Below are 20,632 nucleotides of genomic sequence, written 5' to 3'. Positions count from 1 at the left end.
CCCGTGTCACTCCACACCACGTCGTACGGCGAGTCCGGCAGCCGGGTCGTCTTCTGTCACGGTCTCTTCGGGCAGGGCCGCAACTGGACCCAGCACGCGCGGGCGCTCGCGGCCCGTCACCGGGTGCTGCTCGTCGACATGCCCAACCACGGGCGTTCGCCGTGGAGCGACCGGATGGACTACGTCTGGATGGCCGACCAGGTCGCCGAGCTGCTCGATCCCGCGGACCCGGTTGCCCTCGTCGGACACTCGATGGGTGCCAAGGCGTCGATGATCCTGGCGCTGCGGCACCCGGAGCTGGTCGAGCGGCTGATGGTCGTCGACATGGCGCCGGTCGCCTATGCCAACGGCTCGGGATTCCGTGGCTACATCGACGCGATGCTGGGTGCTGACCTCGCCCCGGGTGCCTCCCGCGAGGACGCCGACGCCGCGCTGCGCGACGCCGTGCCGGACACGGGTGTCCGCTCGTTCCTCCTGCAGAACCTTCGTCGTACGCCGGAGGGCTGGGCGTGGCAGCCCAACCTCGCACTGCTGCGCGACGAGCTCGGCACGATCTCGGGCTGGCCCGCCGAGGCAGTCGCCGGCCTCCCGCCGTACGCCGGGCCCGTGCTGTGGGTCGGTGGGGCGGACTCGGGCTATGTGAAGGACGAGTACGCGCCGGCGATGGAGGCGCTCTTCCCGCGCGTGCGCAAGGTGATGATCAAGGGCGCGGGGCACTGGGTGCACTCCGAGCAGCCGGAGGTCTTCCGCGAGGTCCTCCAGCGCTTCGTCGGCTGACTCGGCTGACTCAGCGGCGCCGCGTCAGGACTGGCGCGCCCGGTACGCCGCGACCGCGGCGCGGTTGCCGCACGTGGTCGAGCAGAACCGCCGGGACCGGTTGCGCGACAGGTCCAGGACGATGCCCTCGCACTGCTCGTCGGCGCAGACGGCCAGTCGGCTCAGCTCGTCGGAGCGGATCAGGTCGATCAGCGCCATGGCGGTTTCGACGCGCATCTGCACGGGCACGTGGGCGTCGGTCGGCACGGCGTGCACGTGCCAGTCGAGGGCGTCGTGGCGGACCAGCTGGGGGAGTGCGCCGGCCTCGGAGAGCCAGGCGTTGACCGTCTCTGCGGCCTCGTCGCGCGGCGACGTGAGCAGGTCGCGCAGGGGCGCGCGCAGTGCCTGCACCTCGCCCAGCAGCTCCGTCGTCGCGCGCGGTGCGAAGTTGTAGGAGTGCTCGCGGAAGAACTCGTCGAGGTCATCTGTCGTCGAGAGCCGGTCGCTGTCGCGCGGGCTCGAGAAGAGGCTGTTGACCAGCGCGGTGGCGGCCTTCAGGTTCATCTCGGTGTCATGGGCGAAAAGCACTTTGACAGGCTACCGAAGAGCCGCCTACCGTCATGTGTCATGCTGGGAATGACTCATGACATGCGTCGAGGGCTGCTCTGGTCCGTCGTGGCGGCGGCGACCTTCGGGTTCTCCGGCACGTTGGCCCGTCCGCTGCTCGACACTGGCTGGTCTCCGGCGGCAGTCGTGTTGTGCCGTGTCATCGTGGCCTCGCTCGTGCTGCTTCCCCTGACGCTGCGGGCACTGCGCGGTCGGTGGTCGCTGCTGCGGAGCGAGGCGCGCCTGGTCGCGGCGTACGGCGTCGTGGTGGTGGCGTTCACCCAGTTCTCGTACTACAGCGCGGTCGCGCACATGGACGTGGCCGTCGCGCTGCTGATCGAGTACACCGCGCCCGTGCTCGTCCTCGTCTGGCTCTGGCTCCGCCACGGTCAGCGACCGACCGTCCTCACGGCGGCTGGCGGTGGCGTGGCCCTCGTCGGCCTGCTCTTCGTGCTCGACGTCTTCTCGGGCAGCAACGACGTCAGCATGGCCGGGGTGATCTGGGCCCTCGCGGCGATGGTCGGCTGCGCCGTCTACTTCATCGCCTCGGCACAGCACACCGAGCTCCCGCCGGTGGCGCTCGCGGGGACAGGGTTCGTGCTCGGCGCCGCGATCCTGGCCGTCCTCGGGTGGACCGGGGTGCTCGAGATGCACGCAACCACCACGCCGGTGCACTTCCGGGAGCTCGAGGCGCCGTTCTGGGTGCCGCTGGTCCTGGTCGGCGTCGTCGCGACGGCGATCGCCTACCTGTCGGGCATCAATGGCTCGCGGCTGCTCGGATCGCGTCTCGCGTCGTTCGTGGCGCTGCTCGAGGTGGTTGCTGCGCTCCACACGGCATGGATCCTGCTCGGACAGGAGCCGCACCTGGTCCAGGGGCTCGGTGGGGTCGGCATCCTCGCAGGCGTCGTCCTCGTGAAGCTCGGGGAGCCGGAGGAGATCGTGGCGATCAGCGAGGAGCCGGCGATACCGCCGGTTGCGGCCTGAGCCGGGTCAGGCGGCGTCCTGCCGCTTGATCACGATCTCGCGCAGGAGCAGCAGGATCGCGGCGGCCGTCGGGATCGCCAGCATCGCGCCGACCACGCCGAGGAGCGCGGCGCCGATGAGGGCCGCGATGACCGTGACCGAACCGGGCACGTTGACCGAGCGCTTCATGACCTTGGGGTAGATCACGTAGTTCTCGACCTGCTGGTAGACGATGTAGAAGATCGCGCAGGCGATGCCGATCCGCACGTCGGTCGCGAAGCCGATCGCGGTGACGACCACGGCGCCGATCGTCGCGCCGATCATGGGGATCACGTCGAGCAGGGCGACCGTGAACGCCAGCGCCACGGCGTACTGACCCAGGCCGATGGCGAACAGGAAGATCAGCGAGCTGATGCCGGCGCAGAGCGCGACGACGAAGGCGCCGGAGACGTAGCCGCCGACACTGGTGAAGATCCGGTCTCCGAGCTCGGCGACGCGCGCGCGACGCGACGCCGGCGCGAGCTCGTAGAGCGCCGCCTTCGTCGAGTCGATGGAGGCGAGGAAGTAGAGCGTCAGGACGATGACGATGAAGGCGTTGCCGAGTGCGGAGAGCACGGCCAGGCCGAAACCGAGGACGCCGCCGAACAGCTGCTTCCCGAGGTCGCCGTTCTGGATGTACTCCTTCGCCTTCTCGATCAGCCCGAACTCGTCGTTCCACTTCTGGATCTGACGGTTGTGCTGCAGTTGGTCGAGCCAGCCGGGCGCGTGCTTGGTGATCAGGGCGACCTGGTCGCCGATGACCGGCACGATCGCCGAGACGAAGAGGGCGAGGACCCCGATGACCAGCGAGATGACGATCAGCAGCGCCCAGTGACGCCGCAGGCTGCGGCCGCGGATCCGGCGGCGCGTGATCCAGGTGACCGCGGGGTTGAGGCCGGCAGCGAGGAAGAGCGAGACCGCGATCAGGACCAGGATGTGGCCGACGGCCAGCACCTGGCTGCACAGCCAGAACGCCGTGAGCGCGCCGAGGGCTCCGAAGAAACCGAGGTAGAACGGGCCGTGGGAGAGCGCCGAGCCGCCCGGCTTCTGCGGAGCCGCCACGTCACTCCTCGCCGAAACCGGCGACGACGTCGCGGAGCTGCGCGAGCTGCGCGACGATCGCGTCGCGGCGCTTGCCGAGGCGGGCGACCTCGTTGCGGACGTCAGTGAGCTCGCGCTCCGCCTCGGCCTGGCCGGAGGCGGTGAGGTTCTCGGCCTGCGAGCGGGCGGACGCGACGATCTGCTCGGCCTCGCGACGGGCGCGGACCAGCAGGGCGTCGGACTCCGTCTGGGCCTGCTGACGCTGGGCGTTGGCCTGGGCGATCGCCTCGCCGGCGCGCTTCTCGGCGGCGGTGGAGCGGTCCTCGGCCTCCTTGACGAGACGGTTGGTCTCGGCGAGGGCGGTCGAGTGGTGGTCGGCGGCCTCCTTGGCGAGGCGCTCCTTCTCCACGGCGAGGGTGCGGCGGGCCTCCTGGACCTCGCGGTCGGCAGCGGCCCGGGCCTTCTCGGCCTCGCGCTGCGCGGACGTGCGGAGCTCGGCGGTCTCCTGCTGGGCGGCCAGGCGGTGCTGGTCGGCCTCGCGCTGCGCGGACGCGCGGTGGTCGGCGGCCTCGCTGCGCGCGAGGGTCCGCTCCTGCTCGGCGTCAGCCAGGATCCGGGTGCGCTGCTCGTCGAGCTCCTTGAGCTGTACGACGCGCATGTCCTCGGCCTCGCGGGTCGCCTCGGCGCGGATCGCCTTGGCGTCCTTGGTGGCCTGCGACCGGATGTCGGTGGCCTCGGCGACGGCGGCGTTGCGGATGTCGTCGGCCTCCTCCTCGGCGAGGCGGAGCAGCTCGTTGGCGCGGCCGCCGAGGCTGGCGTACGTCGGGGCCTCGGTCTCGGAGAGCTTGGCCTCGAGGGCCTTCAGCTGCTTCTCGAGCTCGATGACGCGCTTCTCGCTCTCGCCCAGGCTGCTGCCCAGGCCGGCCTTCTCGCTCACCAGCTGGCGCAGCAGGCTGTCGACCGCCGGGACGTCGTAGCCGCGGCGCACGACGGGAAGGGCCGGGAGCGTCGCGGGGCGTGCCGGAGCCGCCGGAGAGGGCGAAGCGGGCGCCGAGGCGGCCGGCGCGGCGGGGCGTGCAGGTGCAGACGGCGCAGGCGCGCTGGGCTGGGCGGAACCCGCCTTCACGACAGGAATCACCTGCGTGCGCTCCACGTCACCCGAGTTGGCAGCCTTGGGGGCCGCGTCCTGACCGAAGATCGAGAGGCTGTCGTCGCTCATGGGGACAGTCTGCCGGTTCAGGACAAGGCGGCGTACGCCGACGCTCCGGGTGGGATGGGGAGCCTTTCACCCCAACGTGACGGTCGTCTCCGCGGTTGTCCCCAGGTCCGAGGAGGAAGTACGTCGGGACCACACCCTTGCCCTTGACCTCCGTCAGGTGCGGCCCGCTGAAGTCGTAGCGATCGGCCAGCAGGTCATGCGTGTCCGCGGAGACGTGGATGCGCCCGGCCCGGCCATGGGCCTCCATGCGGCTCGCCGTGTTGACTGCGTCTCCCCAGAGGTCGAAGGCGAACGTCCGGCGTCCGATGACCCCGGCGACGACGGGGCCGGAGCTGATCCCGATCCGCAGCGCGAGGTCGGCGGGCCACGAGGAGGCCAGGTCGGCGGCTTCGCGCTGCATGGCCAGCGCCAGAGCCACCGCGCGAGCGGCATGGTCCGTGGAGGGTCGGATGCCGGCCACCGCCATGTACGCGTCGCCGATCGTCTTGATCTTCTCCATCCCGTGGACCGCGCAGAGGTCGTCGAAGCGGCCGAAGAGGAGGTCGAGGAGGCGGACCACCTCGGCGGCGGGCAGGGACGCGGCGAGGGGCGTGAAGCCGACGATGTCTGCGAAGAGGACGGTCACGTCGTCGTACGTGTCGGCGATCGGCAGGGGGCTCGTCGCGAGACGCCGCGCGACGTCCTCGGGGATGACCGTGTGCAGCAGCCGCTCGGATCGCCTGCGCTCGGCGGCCAGTGCGCGGTGCGCCAGGAAGGTGCGCCGGCGGGAGCGTTCGAGAGCGAGGGCGATCGTCACGTCGAGCACGCTGAACGCCGTGAAGCACATCAGGTTCAGGACGAGGGAGTGGCTCACGCCGGGGTGGGCGAGGACGAGGACGACGAGGGCCGGTGGCAGGGCGAGCGCCGTCGCGACGAGCGCGGACACGAACCGCACGCGCGCGACCCCGACCAGGGCCAGCAACAGCAGGATCGAGCTGAACGCGGCATCGTCGGGGGAGATGCGCGTCAGCGTGGCGGTGGCCGAGGCACCCCAGGAGTAGAGGACCACCACGCTCACGATCACGAGCTGGATGTGTCGCGCGACGTTCCGCCACCAGGTCGTGACCACCGCAACCGCAACGAGGGCGGCGCACCCCGCGGCGAGGACTGCCATGACTACCGCACGGCCACCGCTCAGCAGGACGTCGAAGGTCAGGAACGGGGCGCTCATGACGAGCGCCAGGAGTACGCAGGCACGCCCGCGGGCGACAGCGGCACGGTTGTCGGCCTCGAGGAAGGCCCGTTCCTCCGCAGGATCACGGAAGGACAGGGGGAGCTTCCTCATGGCCGACAACCGCTGCCGGTCATGACCGCAGGCTCGCCATGACGCGGTGGGCTGCCTGCTCGCCCGACGCTGCCGCATCGGCCAGCGACGGCATGTCGAGCGCGTAGTCGCCAGCGAGGTGAACCGGGCCGAGGGGCTGCTTGAGCGTCTCGAGCGAGGCACGGCCGTCGGGTCCCCAGAACGGAACGACCCGCGGGTGACGACGGAGGATGCCCGCGTCGACCTTGCCCTCGAGCTCCGGGTAGACCTCGAGGAGGTCCGCGGTGAACCGGGCGACGATCTCCTCGTCGGTGAGCTCGAAGAGCCGGTCCGCCTCCGCGCCGCCCGCGAAGCAGGCCAGCGCACCGCCCGGCTTGCGCGGGCCGCGGCGTACGGCGGCGGCGTGGTTGAAGATCGCCTGGAAGGAGCGACCCGGGGTCGACACCGCGAGGTAGTCGTCCCATCGCTGGGGCGCGCCTTCCTCGTGGGTGAAGAAGCCCACGACGACGTAGCGGCCGTAGTGAATCGACTCGAGCGCCGTCCGGTACTCCGCAGGCAGCCCGGGCATGATCTTGACCGCGATGTCGGCCGGCACGGCCACGATGGCCCGCTGCGCACGGATCCGGACCGGGCCGTCGGCGTCCTGGTAGTCGACGACGACTCCGTCGTCCGTCCACTCCACCGTGTGCACGGGGGAGCTGAGCCGGATCTTGTCGCCCAGGTCCTCGGCGAGGATGTCGGTCAGCGTCTGGTTGCCGCCCTGGGGCAGGGTCAGGTTGGGCACCTTCTCCGGGTCAGTGAGCAGGATGCCCATGGAGAAGACGAACTGACGCGCAGCGGTCTCCTCCGGCTCGCAGCCCATCCACTGTCCCGACCACGAGCGGACCATCTCGTGCGTGAGCTCGGAGCTGACGCCCTTGAGGACGAAGTCGGCGCGCCGGCGGTCGAGCTTGGCGCGGACGCGGTTGGCCCAGCGGTTCGTCTCGCTCATCTCGAGGAAGGGGACGTTGGCGAGGATCCGGGTGCCGACGACGGCCAGGCCGTAGCGGTCGCGCCAGGTCATCTTCGACGTGAACATCAGGGCGAACGGGTTGGACGTGTCCACCTGCTTGCCGCCGAGGTGGAGCGCGACGGACTTGCCCTCCAGCGTGCCGAGCGGGACCTCGTGGCGGTGGAGCGCGTCGATCAGCGGACCGGTGCCCTCCGTGAACTGGGTGCCGACGTTGATCCAGTAGTCGCCCTGGCGGACCGTGTCGACACGGCCTCCGGCGCGATCGCTCGCCTCGAGGACGACGACGTCACGGCCGTTGAGCGTCGTCGCGGCCATCAGGCCGGCCATGCCGGCGCCGATGACGACGGCCTCGTGGGTCTCCTCGCGGATCTTCCCCTTGGCTGACCTGGCCATGATGCTCAGCTCGCCTTCGTGGTGGTTGTGTGAGGCGTGCGGTCGAACGCGTCGGAGATTGAGGCGACGAGCCGTTCGGTCCCCTTCCGACAGCTCGGGCTGACGGCGGTGTAGGAGAGGTAGCCGTGGACCAGGCCGGGCTCGAGGTCGACCTGGGTCGGCACTCCGGCCTCGAGCAGCGCCGTCGCGTAGTCGAGACCGTCATCGCGCAGCGGGTCGAAGCCCGCCAGGTTGAGGATGGCCGGCGGCAGTCCTGCCAGGGAGGACGCCCGGTACGGCGAGACGCGCGGGTCGGCCGGGTTGGTCCCTGCCGGCAGGTAGTTCTGGACGAACCACGCGACCTGCTTGGCGGAGAGGGCGGGGGAGCCCGCGAACTCGTCCTGGGAGGGCCGGTGCTCGACGAGGTCGGTCACCGGCTGGATCAGGACCTGGAGCATCGGCCGGACCGTGTCGTCGCGGACCTGCTGGCAGAGGACGGCGGCCATGTTGCCGCCGGCACTCTCGCCCGCGACGGCGATGCGGTGCGGGGCCACACCCCACGCGGCGGCGTGCTCGACGACGTACCGCCAGGCCTCGACCGCGTCGTCCTGGGCCGCCGGGAACGGCGCCTCTGGGGCGAGCCGGTACTCGACCGACACGACGTCCGCGCCGGTGCCGTGCGCCAGCATCCGTGCGGGAGCCGTGTAGCTGGCGCGGCTGCCGATCACGAAGCCGCCACCGTGGAAGAAGAGGATCAGCCCGCGCTCCGGCGTACCGGTGCTGTAGCGGGTGAGCTGCACGGCGTCGGAGACGACGATCTCCTCCTCGACGGCACAGGGCTGGATCCGGGCCGCGAAGAGTGCGAGGTCCCGCTCGGTCGTCTCGCGGGCCTCCACGGGTGGGAGGTCGCTGTAGTCGGGGCCTGACTCGCCGAGCTTCATCAGCAGCGCCAGGTCGGCTGGCATCGTGTCGCCTGCGGCGTTGGTGGCCGGCTTGGCCAGCAGGCGCTGGAGGCCGGCCGGCAGGCGGCTCAGGAAGACCAGGAGGGCTCGCTGGAACCGCTGGCCCAGGGTGAACTTCTGCTCGCTCATGACGCCGCCTCCACGCTGACCAGGCGCGGCGCCGTCGCCGTGCGCTTCGCGAAGTGGATGTCGTCGTGGACCAGCCGTCCCTTGAAGAGCCGGTTGTCCTTCACGAACGTGGTGTGCATCTGCCACGGCAGTCCGGTGCCCTGACGGGGGAGGTCTGCCTGCGCGCGCTGCATGTAGCCGGCCGAGAGGTCGAAGAGCGGCGTGGTCGGCATGCCCTCGGGGGCGACCGGCAGTGCGATGTCGTAGCCCTTGCGGTCCATCTCCCGGATGACCTCAATGGCGAGGCGCGCGACGTTGCGGATCCGCAGCGTCCAGGTGGCCTTCGTGAAGCCGAGCATCATCGCCCAGTTCGGCACGCCGGAGATGAGCGAGCCTCGGTAGAGGACGGAGTCGGAGACCTTGACCGGGGTGCCGTCCACGGTCGGCTGGATGCCGCCGAGCATCTGCATGACCAGGCCGGTCGCGGTGACGATGATGTCGGCCTCCAGCGTCCTGCCGGACTTCAGGAGGATCCCCTTCTCGGTGAACCGCTCGACCTGGTCGGTCACGACATCGGCGTCGTGCTCGCGGATCGCCTGGAAGAAGTCACCGTCGGGGGTCGCACAGAGGCGCTGGTCCCACGGGCTGTACGGCGGGGCGAAGTGGGTGTCGACGTCGAAGCCGGGCAGCTCCTTGGCGGTCAGGCTGCGCAGCAGCTTGCGCCCGAAGTTCGGGAACTTCACCAGGACGGAGACCAGGAAGTGGTCGCGCCAGATGTTCTTGAACCGGGTGAGGCGGTAGCCGAGCTTCTTGCCGAAGACGGCCAGGAAGAACTGCGCGATCTTGTCCACGCGGGGCATCGACGCCACGTAGCTCGGCGTGCGCTGGAGCATGGTGACGTGGGCAGCCGCGCCCTCGCCGTTCAGCATCGCGGGGAGCATCGTGACTGCCGTCGCGCCGCTGCCGATGATCACCACGCGCTTGCCGCTGTAGTCGTAGTCCTCGGGCCAGTGCTGAGGGTGGAGGATGTCGCCCTGGAAGTCGTCGCGACCCTCGAAGCGGGGCTCGAAGCCCTCGTCGTACTTGTAGTAGCCGGTACCGCTGAAGACGAACCCGGCGCGGATGGTCTTCTGGGTCTCGGTGCCCGCCTCGTCGGTCACGGTGACCTGGAGCGTCCAGAGCGCGTCCTCGCTCGACCAGTCGGCCGCCGTGACCCGGTGCCCGAGGCGAAGGATCTTGTCGAGACCGAACTCCTCGACCGTCTCCTGGATGTAGCCGCGGATCAGGTCGCCGCCAGCGATCGCCTCCTTGTGCAGCCACGGCTTGAAGTCGTAGCCGTAGGTGTGCACGGAGTCGTCGGAGCGGATGCCCGGGTAGCGGAAGAGATCCCACGTGCCACCGACCGCGGCACGGGCCTCGAGCAGGAGGAACTCCTTGCCGGGGAACGCCTCGGTCAGGTGCTTGGCCACGCCGATGCCGGAGAGGCCGGCACCGATGACGACGATGTCGGCGTACTCCGTTGCGATGGTCTGGTTCATTGCTGCACTTCCTTCTCAGTTGTGCTGGATCAGCGGTGGTGGGCGAGGCCGGAGCGCTCGTCAGACGTGGAGGAGGGGATGACGCCCGTGCCGCGGGCGCGGGTGGCGACGATCGGCTCGGCGAGGATCTCGGCACGGCCGGAGTCGTCGAGGGAGCGGGCGATGATCCGGAGCTCGAAGTCGATGGTCCGGCTGCGGTTGCCCTTGCTGGCGAGGCGCGCCTCGGTCTCGATGACGTCGCCGCCCCGGACCGGCTCGAGGAACTCGACCGACGCGTAGCCGGCGAAGAGGCTCTCGTGGCCGTCCATCGCGATCGCCAGGTGGGTGCCGGCGTCGCCGAAGAGCTTCAGGCTGAACGCACCGTCGACCAGGTTGCCGGCGTAGTGCGCGTCGGAGTAGGCGACGTAGCGCTGGTGGATGACGTTCACGACGATCCTTATCGGTCAAATGATTAAGTCGTACGACTGAGTATCAGCCAACCCTCTGACCGGGTCAAGGGGTTGGCATGACGTCGTGTCAGGAAAGGTCGCGACTCGCGGAGCGGAGTCGGCCGCGCATGCCGACGCCCCACGCCAGGCCGACGACCCAGGCGGCGGCGACCAGTCCGAGCAGGAGCGTCGCGATGGGACGCGATCCGATGAGCAGTTCGAAGTTGTGCACCACCAGGACGAGGATCGCGGCGAGGCTCGCCGACGCGATACCGGGCGCGATGGTCCCCTTCCAGGCCGACACGAGACCGCGGCTGCGCCGGAAGTGCACGACCACTGCGACCGAGGTGAGGGTCAGCAGCAGGATCAGGCCGAGCGTGCCTGCGCCGCCGAGCCAGGCATAGATCTCGAGCACGGGATCGAGGCGGAAGAGTGCGAGTGCGGTGAGAGCGGCCGACACGACGAGGGAGGTGATCACCGATGCGACGTACGGCGAGCCGTGCCGCGGGTGGGCGGTGCCGAAGCGCGCGGGCAGGGCGCCCTGGCGGGCGAGCGTGAAGAGGTAGCGCGAGACGACGTTGTGGGCGGTGAGCACGCAGGCGAAGAAGCTGGTCGCGAGCAGCACCTGGATCGCGTCGTGCGCGAACGTCGAGACGTAGGTCGCCGTCAGGTCGGGCGTGAACGCCTGGGGGTCGGCCCCGGCGAGCGCCACCACATCGCCGGTGCCGGCACCGACGATGACTGCCCAGGCAGTGAAGGCGTAGAGGCCACCGATGAGCAGGACTGCGGCGTACGTCGCGCGGGGGATGGTCACGTCGGGATTGCGGGCCTCGGAGCGGAAGACGGCCGTGGCCTCGAAGCCGATGAAGCCGAAGATCGCGAACATGACGCCGGTGCCCACGGCGCCCGTGGTGAACGAGTCCCAGGTGAACGGCTTCGCCGAGAGGCCGTGCTCGCCGCCGCGCGCGACGATCGCGAGGTCGAGCACGGCGACGATGAGGACCTCGGCGACGAGGAGGGCTCCGAGGACCTTGGCGCTCATCTCGATGTTGCGGTAGCCGAGGAAGGCAATCGCGAGCAGACAGGCGCCCGACAGTGACCACCACGGAAGGTCGATGCCGGCGAGGGTCGCCAGCGCGCTCTCGGCGGCTGCGCCGAGGTAGGCGGAGACCGAGACGAGCAGCAAGCTGTAGGTGGCGATCGCCAGTGCTGCGGCGCCGAAGCCAGCGACGGTGCCCAGGCCCTTCTGGACGTAGGAGTAGAACGCGCCGGCGTCCTTGACCTCGGGTGTCATCGCCGAGAACCCGATGGTGAAGAGCATGAGGATCGCGCCCACCACGACGAAGTCGAGTGGAACGCCGAGCCCGTTGCCGACCGCCAGCATGATCGGGATCAGGCCGGCGACCACGGTCAGGGGAGCGGCCATTGCCACCACCATGAAGACGATCTGGGGCACGCCGAGCGTGCCGACCAGTCCGGCGCCCGCCTCCCTGGGCGGTGGTGCAAGAGGGGCCTGCTGCTGGGTCATGACGTCTCTCCGCTCGCTGGATCCCGGGGGATCGGGTTGTTTGAAGGAGAACCTTGTCAAATGACTGAGTCATATGACAAGGTTTTGGAAATCAAGCTTGCTCCGGGCTGAAAGGGACGACGGATGACCGAGACCACGACACTCCTCGCGAGGGAGGGCGCCGCGTTGGCCATCGCGATCGAGGACGACGCGACGCCGTTCGTCCGCCAGATCGCGCAGGCGCTGCGCCGGGCCGCCCGGACCGGGCACGCGGTCGAGGTGCTGGGCGGCGCTGCCGGCGCCGTCGCCGTCCGCTCCCACGACACGCCGCAGGCGGCGACGATCACCCTCGGGGAGGGCACGGTCGAGGTCGCGAGCGGCGTACGCGTCGTCCCCGACGCCACCGTCGTCGTCGACGTGCACGCCCGCTTCGCCTCTGTGCAGGAGGTGGAGGGCGACGGCGTTCTCGCGGCTGCGGCGCTCAGCGCCCTTCAGCCCCCGCTGCCGCACTGGCGCGAGGCCGCCGCGAGCTTCTGGAACGAGACGCGCGAGATCGCGGGGATCCCGGACGTGCTCGTGGTCGATGCCGTCGGACCGGATGGCATCGAGCACGGACGCTTCGGCGTCGGTGCCACCGAGTACCTCCTGGCCGGCCCTGCCGACCTCCTCGCCGGCATCTTCACGGGCGCCGACGACCTCCCCGCCGCCCTGGCCGCCGGAGTGCAGGTCAAGGGCACGTTGTCCCAGCTCTCCGTCATGACGGCCGCTTCCTGGAAGGTGCGTTTCGATGTCTGACCTGACCCAGCCCACGCGCGGCGCAACCGCCATCCGCCTCGAGGCGACCAACCACGAGGGCAGCCTGCTCGGCAAGAACGTGACGCCGGCGAAGTTCGCCTCCGGCAAGGACTCCGGCTTCGCCTTCGCCGACATCCTCTTCGCGATCGACCTCAACAACGAGATCGTCCTGGGCGATGCGTTCCCCGACTGGCGCGGCAACCTCTACGACATCCAGATGGTCCCGGACATGTCCACGCTCGTGGAGTGGAAGCCGGGTCTCGACTCCGTCATCGGCGACTACTGGCTCAAGGACGGCCGACCGGTCCCGATCTGTCCGCGCAACATGGTGCGCGGCCTCCTCGAGAAGCTCGCCGCTCATGGCTACACCGCGACGGCCGCCGTCGAGATCGAGGCGACCCTCTTCGAGGAGTCGGTCCATGAGGCGCGGGCCCGTGGCTACCGCGACCTGACGCCGCTCGGCGGCAGCACCGGCGCGACGTACCACCTCGCGCGGTCGAAGGACTGGATCGACTACATGGAGGCGGTCGTCGCTCGCCTCGACGAGCTCGGCATCACCTGGGAGGCGTGGACTGACGAGGCCGCTCCCGGCCAGACCGAGCTCAACCTTGCGCCGACCGACCCGCTCCGCCTCTGTGACGGCTGGGCGCGGACGCGTCAGGTGATGCGTGAGGTCGCCTTCGAGCTGGGTCACACCGTCTCGTTCATGGCCAAGCCCACCGCGGGCTTCGGCCAGGGTGCGCACATCAACCTCTCGCTCCAGAAGGACGGGGTGAACCAGTTCTTCGCGGAGGACGGTCCCTCGGCGCTGATGGAGCGGGCCGTCGCCGGGCTGCTCGCCACGATGGAGGGCGCGACCTCGGTCGTGATGCCGCAGATCACGTCGTACAGGCGCCTCGTGGACCTCACCGGCCCGCCGACCACCGTGACCTGGGGCGTCAACAACAAGACCGCTGCCGTGCGCGCGATCACCGGGCACCCGAAGTACTCGCGGCTCGAGTACCGCCTGCCGGGCTCGGACGTGAACCCCTACTTCGCCCTCGCGGTGGTGCTCGCCGGCGTGCTCGCCGGTATCGAGAAGGAGCTCGAGCCGCCCGCGCAGGTGTCCGACATGGCGTGGTGCCTGCCCGACGACGGTGTCGTGAAGCGGATCCCCGACACGATGTCCAAGGCCGGCGCCGCCCTGGATGCCGACCCGCTCCTGCGCGAGTACCTCGGCGACGAGTTCGTCGACTTCTGGGTCGCGTCCCGCCGCTGGGAGTGGATGGAGTTCCACACCAAGGGTGGCGACCCGTTCGCCGAGCTCTCCGCGTGGGAGTCAACGCGCTACTTCGAGTTCCCGTGATGGGTGCTCGCCAGGCTCCGGACCGGCGGCCCCTGATCGGCATCACCGGCCGCCGGTTCCGGCTCTCCCTCATCGACGGCGCCGATCCGAGGTACGGCGACCGGTGCATCGACACGTCGCTCTCCGACTTCGCCTCCCGTATCGCGGGTGCAGGGGGAGTGCCGGTCACCCTGTCGTACGACGCGGAGGCGACGGCTGCGTGCGAGTGGCTCTCGGGCGTCGTGATCGCAGGCGGCCAGGACGTCCACCCCGCGTGCTGGGGCGGCGACACCTCCGTCGTACGCGACATCGACCCCCGCACCAACACGCAGGTGCACGACGTGGACCGCGACGCCTACGAGATCGCCCTGGTGCGGGCCGCCCTCGAGCGCGGTATCCCCGTGCTGGGCGTCTGTCGCGGCCTCCAGGTGCTCAACGTCGCCCTCGGCGGCACCCTGGTGGCTGACCTCCCCGAGGGGCCCGTGAGCCACCTGTCGTCCGCGACCGCGCCGACTGACGGCACGGCCGACCACGTCGTGACCTTCGCGGCGGGGTCGCTCGCCCGCAGCCTCTTCGGTGAGCAGGCCCAGACCAACTCGTGGCACCACCAGGCCGTCGACGTCTGCGGCACTGGTCTGCTCGTGACCGGCCGCGCGGGCGACGGCGTCGTCGAGGCGGTGGAGCTCCCCGGAGCACCGGTCCTCGGCGTCCAGTGGCACCCGGAGTGGATGGCCAGCGACGACCCGGCGATGAGCTGGATCGTGCGAGCTGCGACCGAGCACCTGACCAGCGGCACCGATACCGAGATGCAGAGGAGCATGCAGTGACTCCGGCAGTGAAGCCCGACCAGGCGGCAGACACCCCCACCATCCCGACGCTCACGGCACTGCTCGCCCAGCGGGCGGTGGATGCTGCGGACGGGGAGTTCCTCCGCTTCGGCGACGGGTCGTGGACCTTCGCCGAAGTCGACGCCTGGACCTCACGGCTGGCGCGCCGGCTGATCGAGCTCGACGGCATCGAGCCCGGTGACCGCGTCGCGATCATGCTGCCGAACGTCGTGCACTGGCCGGTGACCTGGCTCGCCGCGCAGAAGGCCGGCGCGGTCGTCGTGCCGGTCAACTCGTCCTACCAGCGCGCGGACCTCGACTTCGTCCTGCGCGACTCGGGAGCGCGTGTGGTCGTCACCGATGAAGACCACACTGCGCTCGTCGGCAGCGTCCTCGCCGGGGAGCCGGGGCTCGAAGGGGTCCGGATCCTCGATGTCGCCGACGACGGGTCGGAAGCCTTTGCGGACCTCGCCCCCGACGTCGCCGTCGAGGCCACGACGCTTGCGAACCTGCAGTACACCTCCGGCACGACCGGCTTCCCCAAGGCATGCATGCTCACCCAGGACTACTGGGTCCGGCTGGGCTGGTTGTGCGCTGCGGCGACCGGCCTCGGTGACGACGACGTGCTGATCACCTCCCAGCCGTTCTCCTACATGGACCCGCAATGGAACGTCGCGCTCGCCCTCACCGTGGGCGCGCCGCTGGTTATGCTCCCGCGCTTCTCCGCCTCGACCTTCATCGCCGACGTACGCCGCCACCGGGCGACGTTCTTCTATGTCCTCGGCTCCATGCCGACGCTGCTCTTCAAGCAACCGCACTCGGCCGAGGACCGTGACAACGACGTCCGCATGGTCTTCTGCTCGGGCATCCCGACAGGCCTGCATGCCCAGCTCGAGGAGCGGTGGGGTGCCCCGTGGCGCGAGATCTACGGGATGACCGAGACAGGCGTCGACCTCTACACGTCGTTCGAGGAGACCACCACGGTCGGTAGCGGGAGCCTGGGCCATCCCGTGGCCAGCAAGAAGGCCCGCATCGTCGACCCCGCCGGCCACGAGGTGGCAGCAGGGGAGCCCGGCGAGCTGGTCGTCTCCGGCGTACCGATGATGAGCGGCTACTGGAACCGGCCGGAGGCCACCGCCGAGGTGCTGCGCGACGGCTGGCTCCACACGGGCGACGTCGCCGTCCGTCGCCCCGAAGGCGGCATCCAGCTGGTGGGTCGGATCAAGGACATGGTCCGTCGTGGCGGCGAGAACGTGGCCTGCGTCGAGGTCGAGGCCGTCCTCGAGCGCGACGAGCGCGTCGTCGGCGCTGCCGTCGTCGCCGAGCCCGACGCGGTGCTCGGCGAGGAGGTGAAGGCGTTCCTCCAGCTCGCCCCCGGGGTGCCGGCAGATCGCGAGACCGCGCGCAGCATCCTCGACGAGGCTGCCATCCAGCTCGCCCGCTTCAAGGTGCCGCGCTATGTCGAGTTCGTTGCTGACTTCCCACGCACGCCCTCCGAGCGGGTGGCGAAGCCCGCCCTCAAGGCGCGGGCGAAGCAGCAGCCGGGCACCACGCACGACTTCGCCGTACGGAGGGTGCAGCCATGACCGCACCCGCCACAGGCGGACACCTGGACGTCGACATCCGTGAGGGCGTCGCCGTGCTGACCCTGCGGCGCCCGGAGAAGCTCAACGCGATGGACGTCGCCACGCGCCTGCGCCTGGCAGAGGTCATCCGCGAGCTCGGCGTGGGGGAGACCGTGCGTGGCATCGTGCTCACCGGTGAGGGGCGGGCGTTCTCGGCCGGCGAGGACCTTTCCGCCCCGCCGACGACCGAGGCGGAGTTCCACGAGGCTTTCGCGAGCTTCCACGACATCACCCGCGCGATCCTCGAGACGCGCGTGCCGGTGATCGCTGCCGTCAACGGCATCGCGGTCGGCGGGGCCTCCGAGATCACCTTGTGCTGCGACGCCCGGATAGGGACGCCGGCGACCGTCTATTACCAGCCGGAGAACGGCCGCGGCATCACCATCTCCAACGCCTCGAGCTTCCTGCTCCGGCGCCTGGTGGGCAACCACGCGACCCACATCGTCCTCGGATCCCCGCGCGTCACTGCCGACGAGGCGCTCCGTATTGGCCTGGTCGACGAGCTCGTCGAGCCGGACGCCCTCGTCGACCGCGCCATCCAGACGGTCCGGGCATGGACGCCGGACGGCAACACCACCGCCCTCCACCTCACCCTGCTGCGTCCCCTCCTCGAGGAGATCGAGGCGGCCTTCGCCCGCGAGGACATCGCGGCCCAGGCGTCGTGGGACAGCGGCGTGCTCACCGCCGGCATCGCCGGCTTCTGGACAACCAAGGAGACAACAGGATGATCGAGACCACCGCGGCGGTCCTCACCGCCGTCAACAAGCCGCTCGAGCTGACCACCATCCGGGTCGACGATCCGGAACCGCACGAGGTGCGCATTGCGGTCAGCAGCGTGGGCCTGTGCCACAGCGACCTCCACTACATGACCGGCACCGTGCCCACCGAGCTTCCGGTCGTCGTCGGCCACGAGGTGGCCGGCGTCGTCGAGGCGGTGGGGTCGGAGGTGACGTCACTCCAGGTGGGTGACCGGGTCACCGGGGCGCTGACGCCTTCCTGTGGCCGCTGCGTCAACTGCGAGGCGGGGCACTCGACGCAGTGCCTCCGGCTCGACGACGTACGCCGGAGGCAGCGGCCCGCCTTCGAGACCCTGGACGGCAGGCCCATCGAGCGGCTCGCCTCAGTGGGTGCGTTCTCGCAGCACATCCTGATGCGTGACAACGCCGTGGTGAAGCTCCCCGACGACGTCCCGCTGCACGTGGGGTGCTTGCTCTCCTGCTGCATCGTGACCGGTGTCGGCGCCGTCTTCCGCGGTGCCCAGGTGCGGCCCGGCAGCACGGTCGCGGTCATCGGCTGCGGCGGTGTCGGCTCCGCGATCATTCAGGGTGCCCGGCTGGCTGGCGCCTCGGCGATCGTCGCCATCGACCTCGACGAGGACCGCCTCAAGGCGGCCCTCACCTACGGCGCCACCCACGTGATCAACGGCGGAGAGGGCGACACCGTAGAGGAGCTTCATCGCCTGCTCGGTGACGGCGTCGACTATGCGTTCGAGGCGGTCGGCTCGGCACGCACCGCACAGACGGCACTCGCCCTCGCACGCGCGACGGGCACGGCGTGCCTCGTGGGGATCGCGCCCATGGGCACGGAGCTCAGTGTGCCGGCCCTCGACTTCTTCTTCCAGGAGAAGCGCCTCATCGGCTCCTACATGGGTTCGGGGCAGGCACGCGAGGACATCGCCCAGTTCGCCCGGCTCTACCAGCAGGGCCGCCTGCTGCTGGACGAGATGGTCACGCGGGTCATCCCGTTCGCCGAGATCAACGAGGGCTTCGAGCTCATGAAGTCCGGCGACGTGACCCGCATCGTCGTCGACCTCCAGTCCTGACCGCCCACCCCCGCCCGAAGAGGTGACCTGCCATGACCAGCCCCGACAACACGTTGCCGCAGCCGGTGAACTACATCGCCGACGAGTGGAGCGACTGCGCAGTCGTCGATGATTCCTGGAACGTCGACCCCAACACCCTCGAGCCGATTCACCGAACCGTCACGACGACGCCGGACGACCTCGAGCGAGCGCTGCGGCACGCCGAGGCGTCGTACGACGTCGGCCGCTGGGACGAGGACGCGCGGCGCGAGCGAGCCGAGGTCCTGGAGCGCGTCGCGACGCTGCTCGAGGCCCGAACCGAGGAGATCGCGCGGACGGACTCGCTCACGAGTGGCACGCCGATCAGCTCCACGCGCACGGTGGCGTCGTTCCTGCCGTACCGGATCCGCGCGACGGCGTCCGACCTCGTGGCCATCCCCCGGGTCACCGCGCTGGCGGCAGGTGGACGCGACGTGCGCCGCTACAAGGTGCCGTGGGGGCCGGCAGCGATCCTCACGCCATGGAACGGGCCGAGCTTCATCCCGGCGGCGAAGGTCGTCAGCGCCATCGCGGCCGGCTGCCCGGTGATCCTGAAGCCGTCCGAGCACGCACCCGCGAGTGCGCAGATCGTCGCCGAGTGCTTCGTCGAGGCGGGGCTCCCGAGCGGGGCCCTGCAGCTGGTCCACGGCACGGGTGAGGTAGGCGCGCGGCTGACCTCCGACCCACGGGTCAAGGTCGTCTCGTTCACGGGTGGGCCAGGAGCCGGCCGCGCCATCGCGCGCGCCGGCATCGAGGACTTCAAGGTCCTGCAGCTCGAGCTCGGCGGAAACAACCCGGTGATCGTGCTCGAGGACGCCGACATCGACGTCACCGCCGACGGCATCCTCGAGGGCATGACGAAGATCAATGGCCAGTGGTGTGAGGGACCGGGCAAGGTGCTCGCGCCACGTGCTTTGGTGGAGCCGCTCGTCGAGGCGCTCACCGAGCGGCTGTCGAAGGTCGTCGTGGGGCACTCGCTGGACGAGGCATCCGAGGTGGGACCGATCTCCAACCGACCGCACTTCGCCACCCTGCAGGGTCGGATCGAGGGGCTGTGGGAGCTCGGAGCGACGATCCACCGGCCGGCGCAGCTGCCGGACCTCAGCGGCCTCTTCATGTCGCCCACCCTCGCCGTCGGCGCAGACCCGGAGAAGGCGACCGCCGAGCTGTTCGGTCCGCTGGTCTCCCTGCACCCCGTCGACTCCGAGGACGAGGCACTGCGCATCGCGAACGCGAGTCCCTCCGGTCTGGACGCCTACGTCTTCGGCGCCGACACCGACCGCGCGATCGAGGTCGGCTCGCGGATCATCGCGGGAGAGGTGCGCGTCAACGGTGCGAAGATCGCCGACCTCGGCGACGACTCGGCGCAGAGCTTCTGGGGTCCCTCAGGCATCGGTGGCCACGGCTCCGTGGAGTCCGTGCGGGTGTTCTGCGGTGACCGCGTCGTGGGGGTGGACTCGCCGGACCTGCCGATCTGACAGCACACGTGAGACGGGGTGGCGGTCCCTGCCGCCACCCCCGTCGAACGTCGTGGCGGGTTCTCAGCTGGCGGCGGGGAGCGGGGCGAGCCGGGTGGCCAGCCAGGTGTCGAAGACGGTGGTGGTGACGTCGATCTGGGCCTCGGCCGCGGCGCGGTCGCCATAGGTCAGCCAGTTGACTCCGAACCCGTCGGACAGCGTGCCGATGACGTACGCGATCTCGTCGATGGTCTCGGGCTGGACCGGGTTGCTCGCTGAGGCATCCGTGAGGGCCCGCCGGACGGAGGCGACGGCCTCGTCGAAGACAGCGATGCCACGATCCTCGTGCTGCCGGCGCGCCCAGCTGATCAGCTCGAAGGAGGCGGCGGCGAACGAGGGGGAGTCGACGTAGTACTGCATGACGCCGCGGAGGATCTCGCGGGCCGTCTCCGCGAGTGTCGAGTGGGCGTCGCTCTTCCTGATGACGTCGCTGTACGTCGTGGCGGCGTACGCGAAGACGTCGGAGAAGAGCGCCTCCTTCGAGTCGTAGCAGTAGTGGAGCATCGCCAGGTTCGCGTTCGCCTGCTCGGCGATCTTCCGCGTGGTCGCGCCGTCGATGCCGTGGGCGGCGATCACCTCTACCGCGGCGTGGATGAAGTCGTTGCGCCGCTGGGCGGCGGGGATGCGTGCCATGGGGTGCCCTCCGAGCTTGCGCGCCCTGACTTGGACGCTTGATCAAGTCAATCAAACCCTAGCAGCGGGATGGCAGGGAAGGCCGATTGCCGCACCGCTTCCAGATTTCTTAGTCAAACATCTTGATCGTATGACTAACTTCGGCTTACGGTGAGAGCCGGGTCACAGGAATGCGCCACCAGCGCACCGGACCGACTGTCCACACCGGACCGGGACG

19 protein-coding genes are annotated in these 20,632 nt (G+C 70.1%); 9 read left to right on the top strand and 10 right to left on the bottom strand.

The genetic code is table 11. The features are described 5' to 3' along the window. The first annotated feature begins 3 nt into the window (after positions 1–3). The gene (locus EPD65_RS00635) at positions 4–777 is read left to right on the top strand and encodes an alpha/beta fold hydrolase (RefSeq protein WP_207891359.1); all 774 of its coding nucleotides are present in this window, start codon (positions 4–6) and stop codon (positions 775–777) included. Between the two features lie 24 nt (positions 778–801). Here the strand turns inward: EPD65_RS00635 and EPD65_RS00630 are convergent, their stop codons facing one another. Then, positions 802–1,344 (bottom strand): CGNR zinc finger domain-containing protein, encoded by a 543-nt coding sequence (locus EPD65_RS00630; protein WP_131580923.1) that lies wholly within the window; start codon positions 1,342–1,344, stop codon positions 802–804. Positions 1,345–1,383: 39 nt separating this feature from the next. Between EPD65_RS00630 and EPD65_RS00625 the strand changes: the two genes are divergently transcribed. Next, a complete protein-coding gene (locus tag EPD65_RS00625; RefSeq protein WP_207891358.1) occupies positions 1,384–2,346 on the top strand; it encodes a DMT family transporter in 963 nt (320 codons plus the stop codon). 6 nt (positions 2,347–2,352) lie between these two features. Here EPD65_RS00625 and EPD65_RS00620 read toward each other — a convergent pair whose 3' ends face one another. The 8 genes from EPD65_RS00620 to EPD65_RS00585 all read right to left on the bottom strand — a co-directional run bounded on the left by EPD65_RS00620 (position 2,353) and on the right by EPD65_RS00585 (position 11,875). Beyond that, positions 2,353–3,426, bottom strand: coding sequence for an AI-2E family transporter (locus EPD65_RS00620; RefSeq protein ID WP_131580920.1), 1,074 nt, complete (start codon positions 3,424–3,426; stop codon positions 2,353–2,355). A gap of 1 nt (position 3,427) precedes the next feature. Further along, positions 3,428–4,624, bottom strand: a complete 1,197-nt coding sequence (locus EPD65_RS00615) for a coiled-coil domain-containing protein (protein WP_131580918.1) — start codon at positions 4,622–4,624, stop codon at positions 3,428–3,430. After that, positions 4,560–5,948, bottom strand: coding sequence for an adenylate/guanylate cyclase domain-containing protein (locus EPD65_RS00610; protein ID WP_165872830.1), 1,389 nt, complete (start codon positions 5,946–5,948; stop codon positions 4,560–4,562). The genes EPD65_RS00615 and EPD65_RS00610 overlap by 65 nt, the downstream gene beginning before the upstream one ends. Positions 5,949–5,967: 19 nt before the next feature. Further along, a complete protein-coding gene (locus EPD65_RS00605) occupies positions 5,968–7,332 on the bottom strand; it encodes a flavin monoamine oxidase family protein (RefSeq protein WP_131580913.1) in 1,365 nt (454 codons plus the stop codon). Positions 7,333–7,337: 5 nt separating this feature from the next. Beyond that, positions 7,338–8,402, bottom strand: coding sequence for an alpha/beta hydrolase (locus EPD65_RS00600; protein ID WP_131580911.1), 1,065 nt, complete (start codon positions 8,400–8,402; stop codon positions 7,338–7,340). After that, positions 8,399–9,919, bottom strand: coding sequence for a flavin-containing monooxygenase (locus EPD65_RS00595; protein WP_131580908.1), 1,521 nt, complete (start codon positions 9,917–9,919; stop codon positions 8,399–8,401). The genes EPD65_RS00600 and EPD65_RS00595 overlap by 4 nt, the downstream gene beginning before the upstream one ends. A 29-nt stretch (positions 9,920–9,948) precedes the next feature. Continuing rightward, positions 9,949–10,347, bottom strand: coding sequence for a hotdog fold domain-containing protein (locus tag EPD65_RS00590; protein WP_131580906.1), 399 nt, complete (start codon positions 10,345–10,347; stop codon positions 9,949–9,951). An 88-nt stretch (positions 10,348–10,435) separates the two neighbouring features. After that, positions 10,436–11,875, bottom strand: a complete 1,440-nt coding sequence (locus EPD65_RS00585) for an APC family permease (RefSeq protein ID WP_131580903.1) — start codon at positions 11,873–11,875, stop codon at positions 10,436–10,438. A 123-nt stretch (positions 11,876–11,998) separates the two neighbouring features. Between EPD65_RS00585 and EPD65_RS00580 the strand changes: the two genes are divergently transcribed. From EPD65_RS00580 to EPD65_RS00550, 7 genes are read left to right on the top strand one after another with little or no spacing between them, the layout of a single operon-like run. Next, complete coding sequence (locus EPD65_RS00580; RefSeq protein WP_131580900.1) at positions 11,999–12,649, top strand: hypothetical protein; 651 nt, start codon at positions 11,999–12,001, stop codon at positions 12,647–12,649. Further along, positions 12,642–13,994, top strand: coding sequence for a glutamine synthetase family protein (locus EPD65_RS00575; RefSeq protein ID WP_131580897.1), 1,353 nt, complete (start codon positions 12,642–12,644; stop codon positions 13,992–13,994). Before EPD65_RS00580 ends, EPD65_RS00575 begins: the two co-directional genes overlap by 8 nt. Then, the gene (locus EPD65_RS00570; RefSeq protein ID WP_131580895.1) at positions 13,994–14,800 is read left to right on the top strand and encodes a gamma-glutamyl-gamma-aminobutyrate hydrolase family protein; all 807 of its coding nucleotides are present in this window, start codon (positions 13,994–13,996) and stop codon (positions 14,798–14,800) included. The genes EPD65_RS00575 and EPD65_RS00570 overlap by 1 nt, the downstream gene beginning before the upstream one ends. Further along, the gene (locus EPD65_RS00565) at positions 14,797–16,386 is read left to right on the top strand and encodes an AMP-binding protein (protein WP_131580892.1); all 1,590 of its coding nucleotides are present in this window, start codon (positions 14,797–14,799) and stop codon (positions 16,384–16,386) included. Before EPD65_RS00570 ends, EPD65_RS00565 begins: the two co-directional genes overlap by 4 nt. Next, complete coding sequence (locus tag EPD65_RS00560; protein WP_131580889.1) at positions 16,383–17,153, top strand: enoyl-CoA hydratase/isomerase family protein; 771 nt, start codon at positions 16,383–16,385, stop codon at positions 17,151–17,153. Before EPD65_RS00565 ends, EPD65_RS00560 begins: the two co-directional genes overlap by 4 nt. Further along, positions 17,150–18,247, top strand: coding sequence for a Zn-dependent alcohol dehydrogenase (locus EPD65_RS00555; protein WP_131580886.1), 1,098 nt, complete (start codon positions 17,150–17,152; stop codon positions 18,245–18,247). Before EPD65_RS00560 ends, EPD65_RS00555 begins: the two co-directional genes overlap by 4 nt. A gap of 32 nt (positions 18,248–18,279) precedes the next feature. Further along, entirely contained in the window at positions 18,280–19,743 is a 1,464-nt protein-coding gene (locus EPD65_RS00550) for an aldehyde dehydrogenase family protein (protein ID WP_131580884.1), read from the top strand. A 63-nt stretch (positions 19,744–19,806) separates the two neighbouring features. Here the strand turns inward: EPD65_RS00550 and EPD65_RS00545 are convergent, their stop codons facing one another. Beyond that, a complete protein-coding gene (locus EPD65_RS00545) occupies positions 19,807–20,415 on the bottom strand; it encodes a TetR/AcrR family transcriptional regulator (protein ID WP_131580881.1) in 609 nt (202 codons plus the stop codon). Positions 20,416–20,632 lie beyond the last annotated feature (217 nt).

Origin of the sequence: Nocardioides jejuensis (assembly GCF_004337475.1) — a bacterium.
In the GTDB taxonomy this organism is placed as follows: Bacteria; Actinomycetota; Actinomycetes; order Propionibacteriales; family Nocardioidaceae; genus Nocardioides; species Nocardioides jejuensis.
Note: the sequence above shows the minus strand (reverse complement) of the source record. Positions and strands in the feature narration are given on the sequence as shown.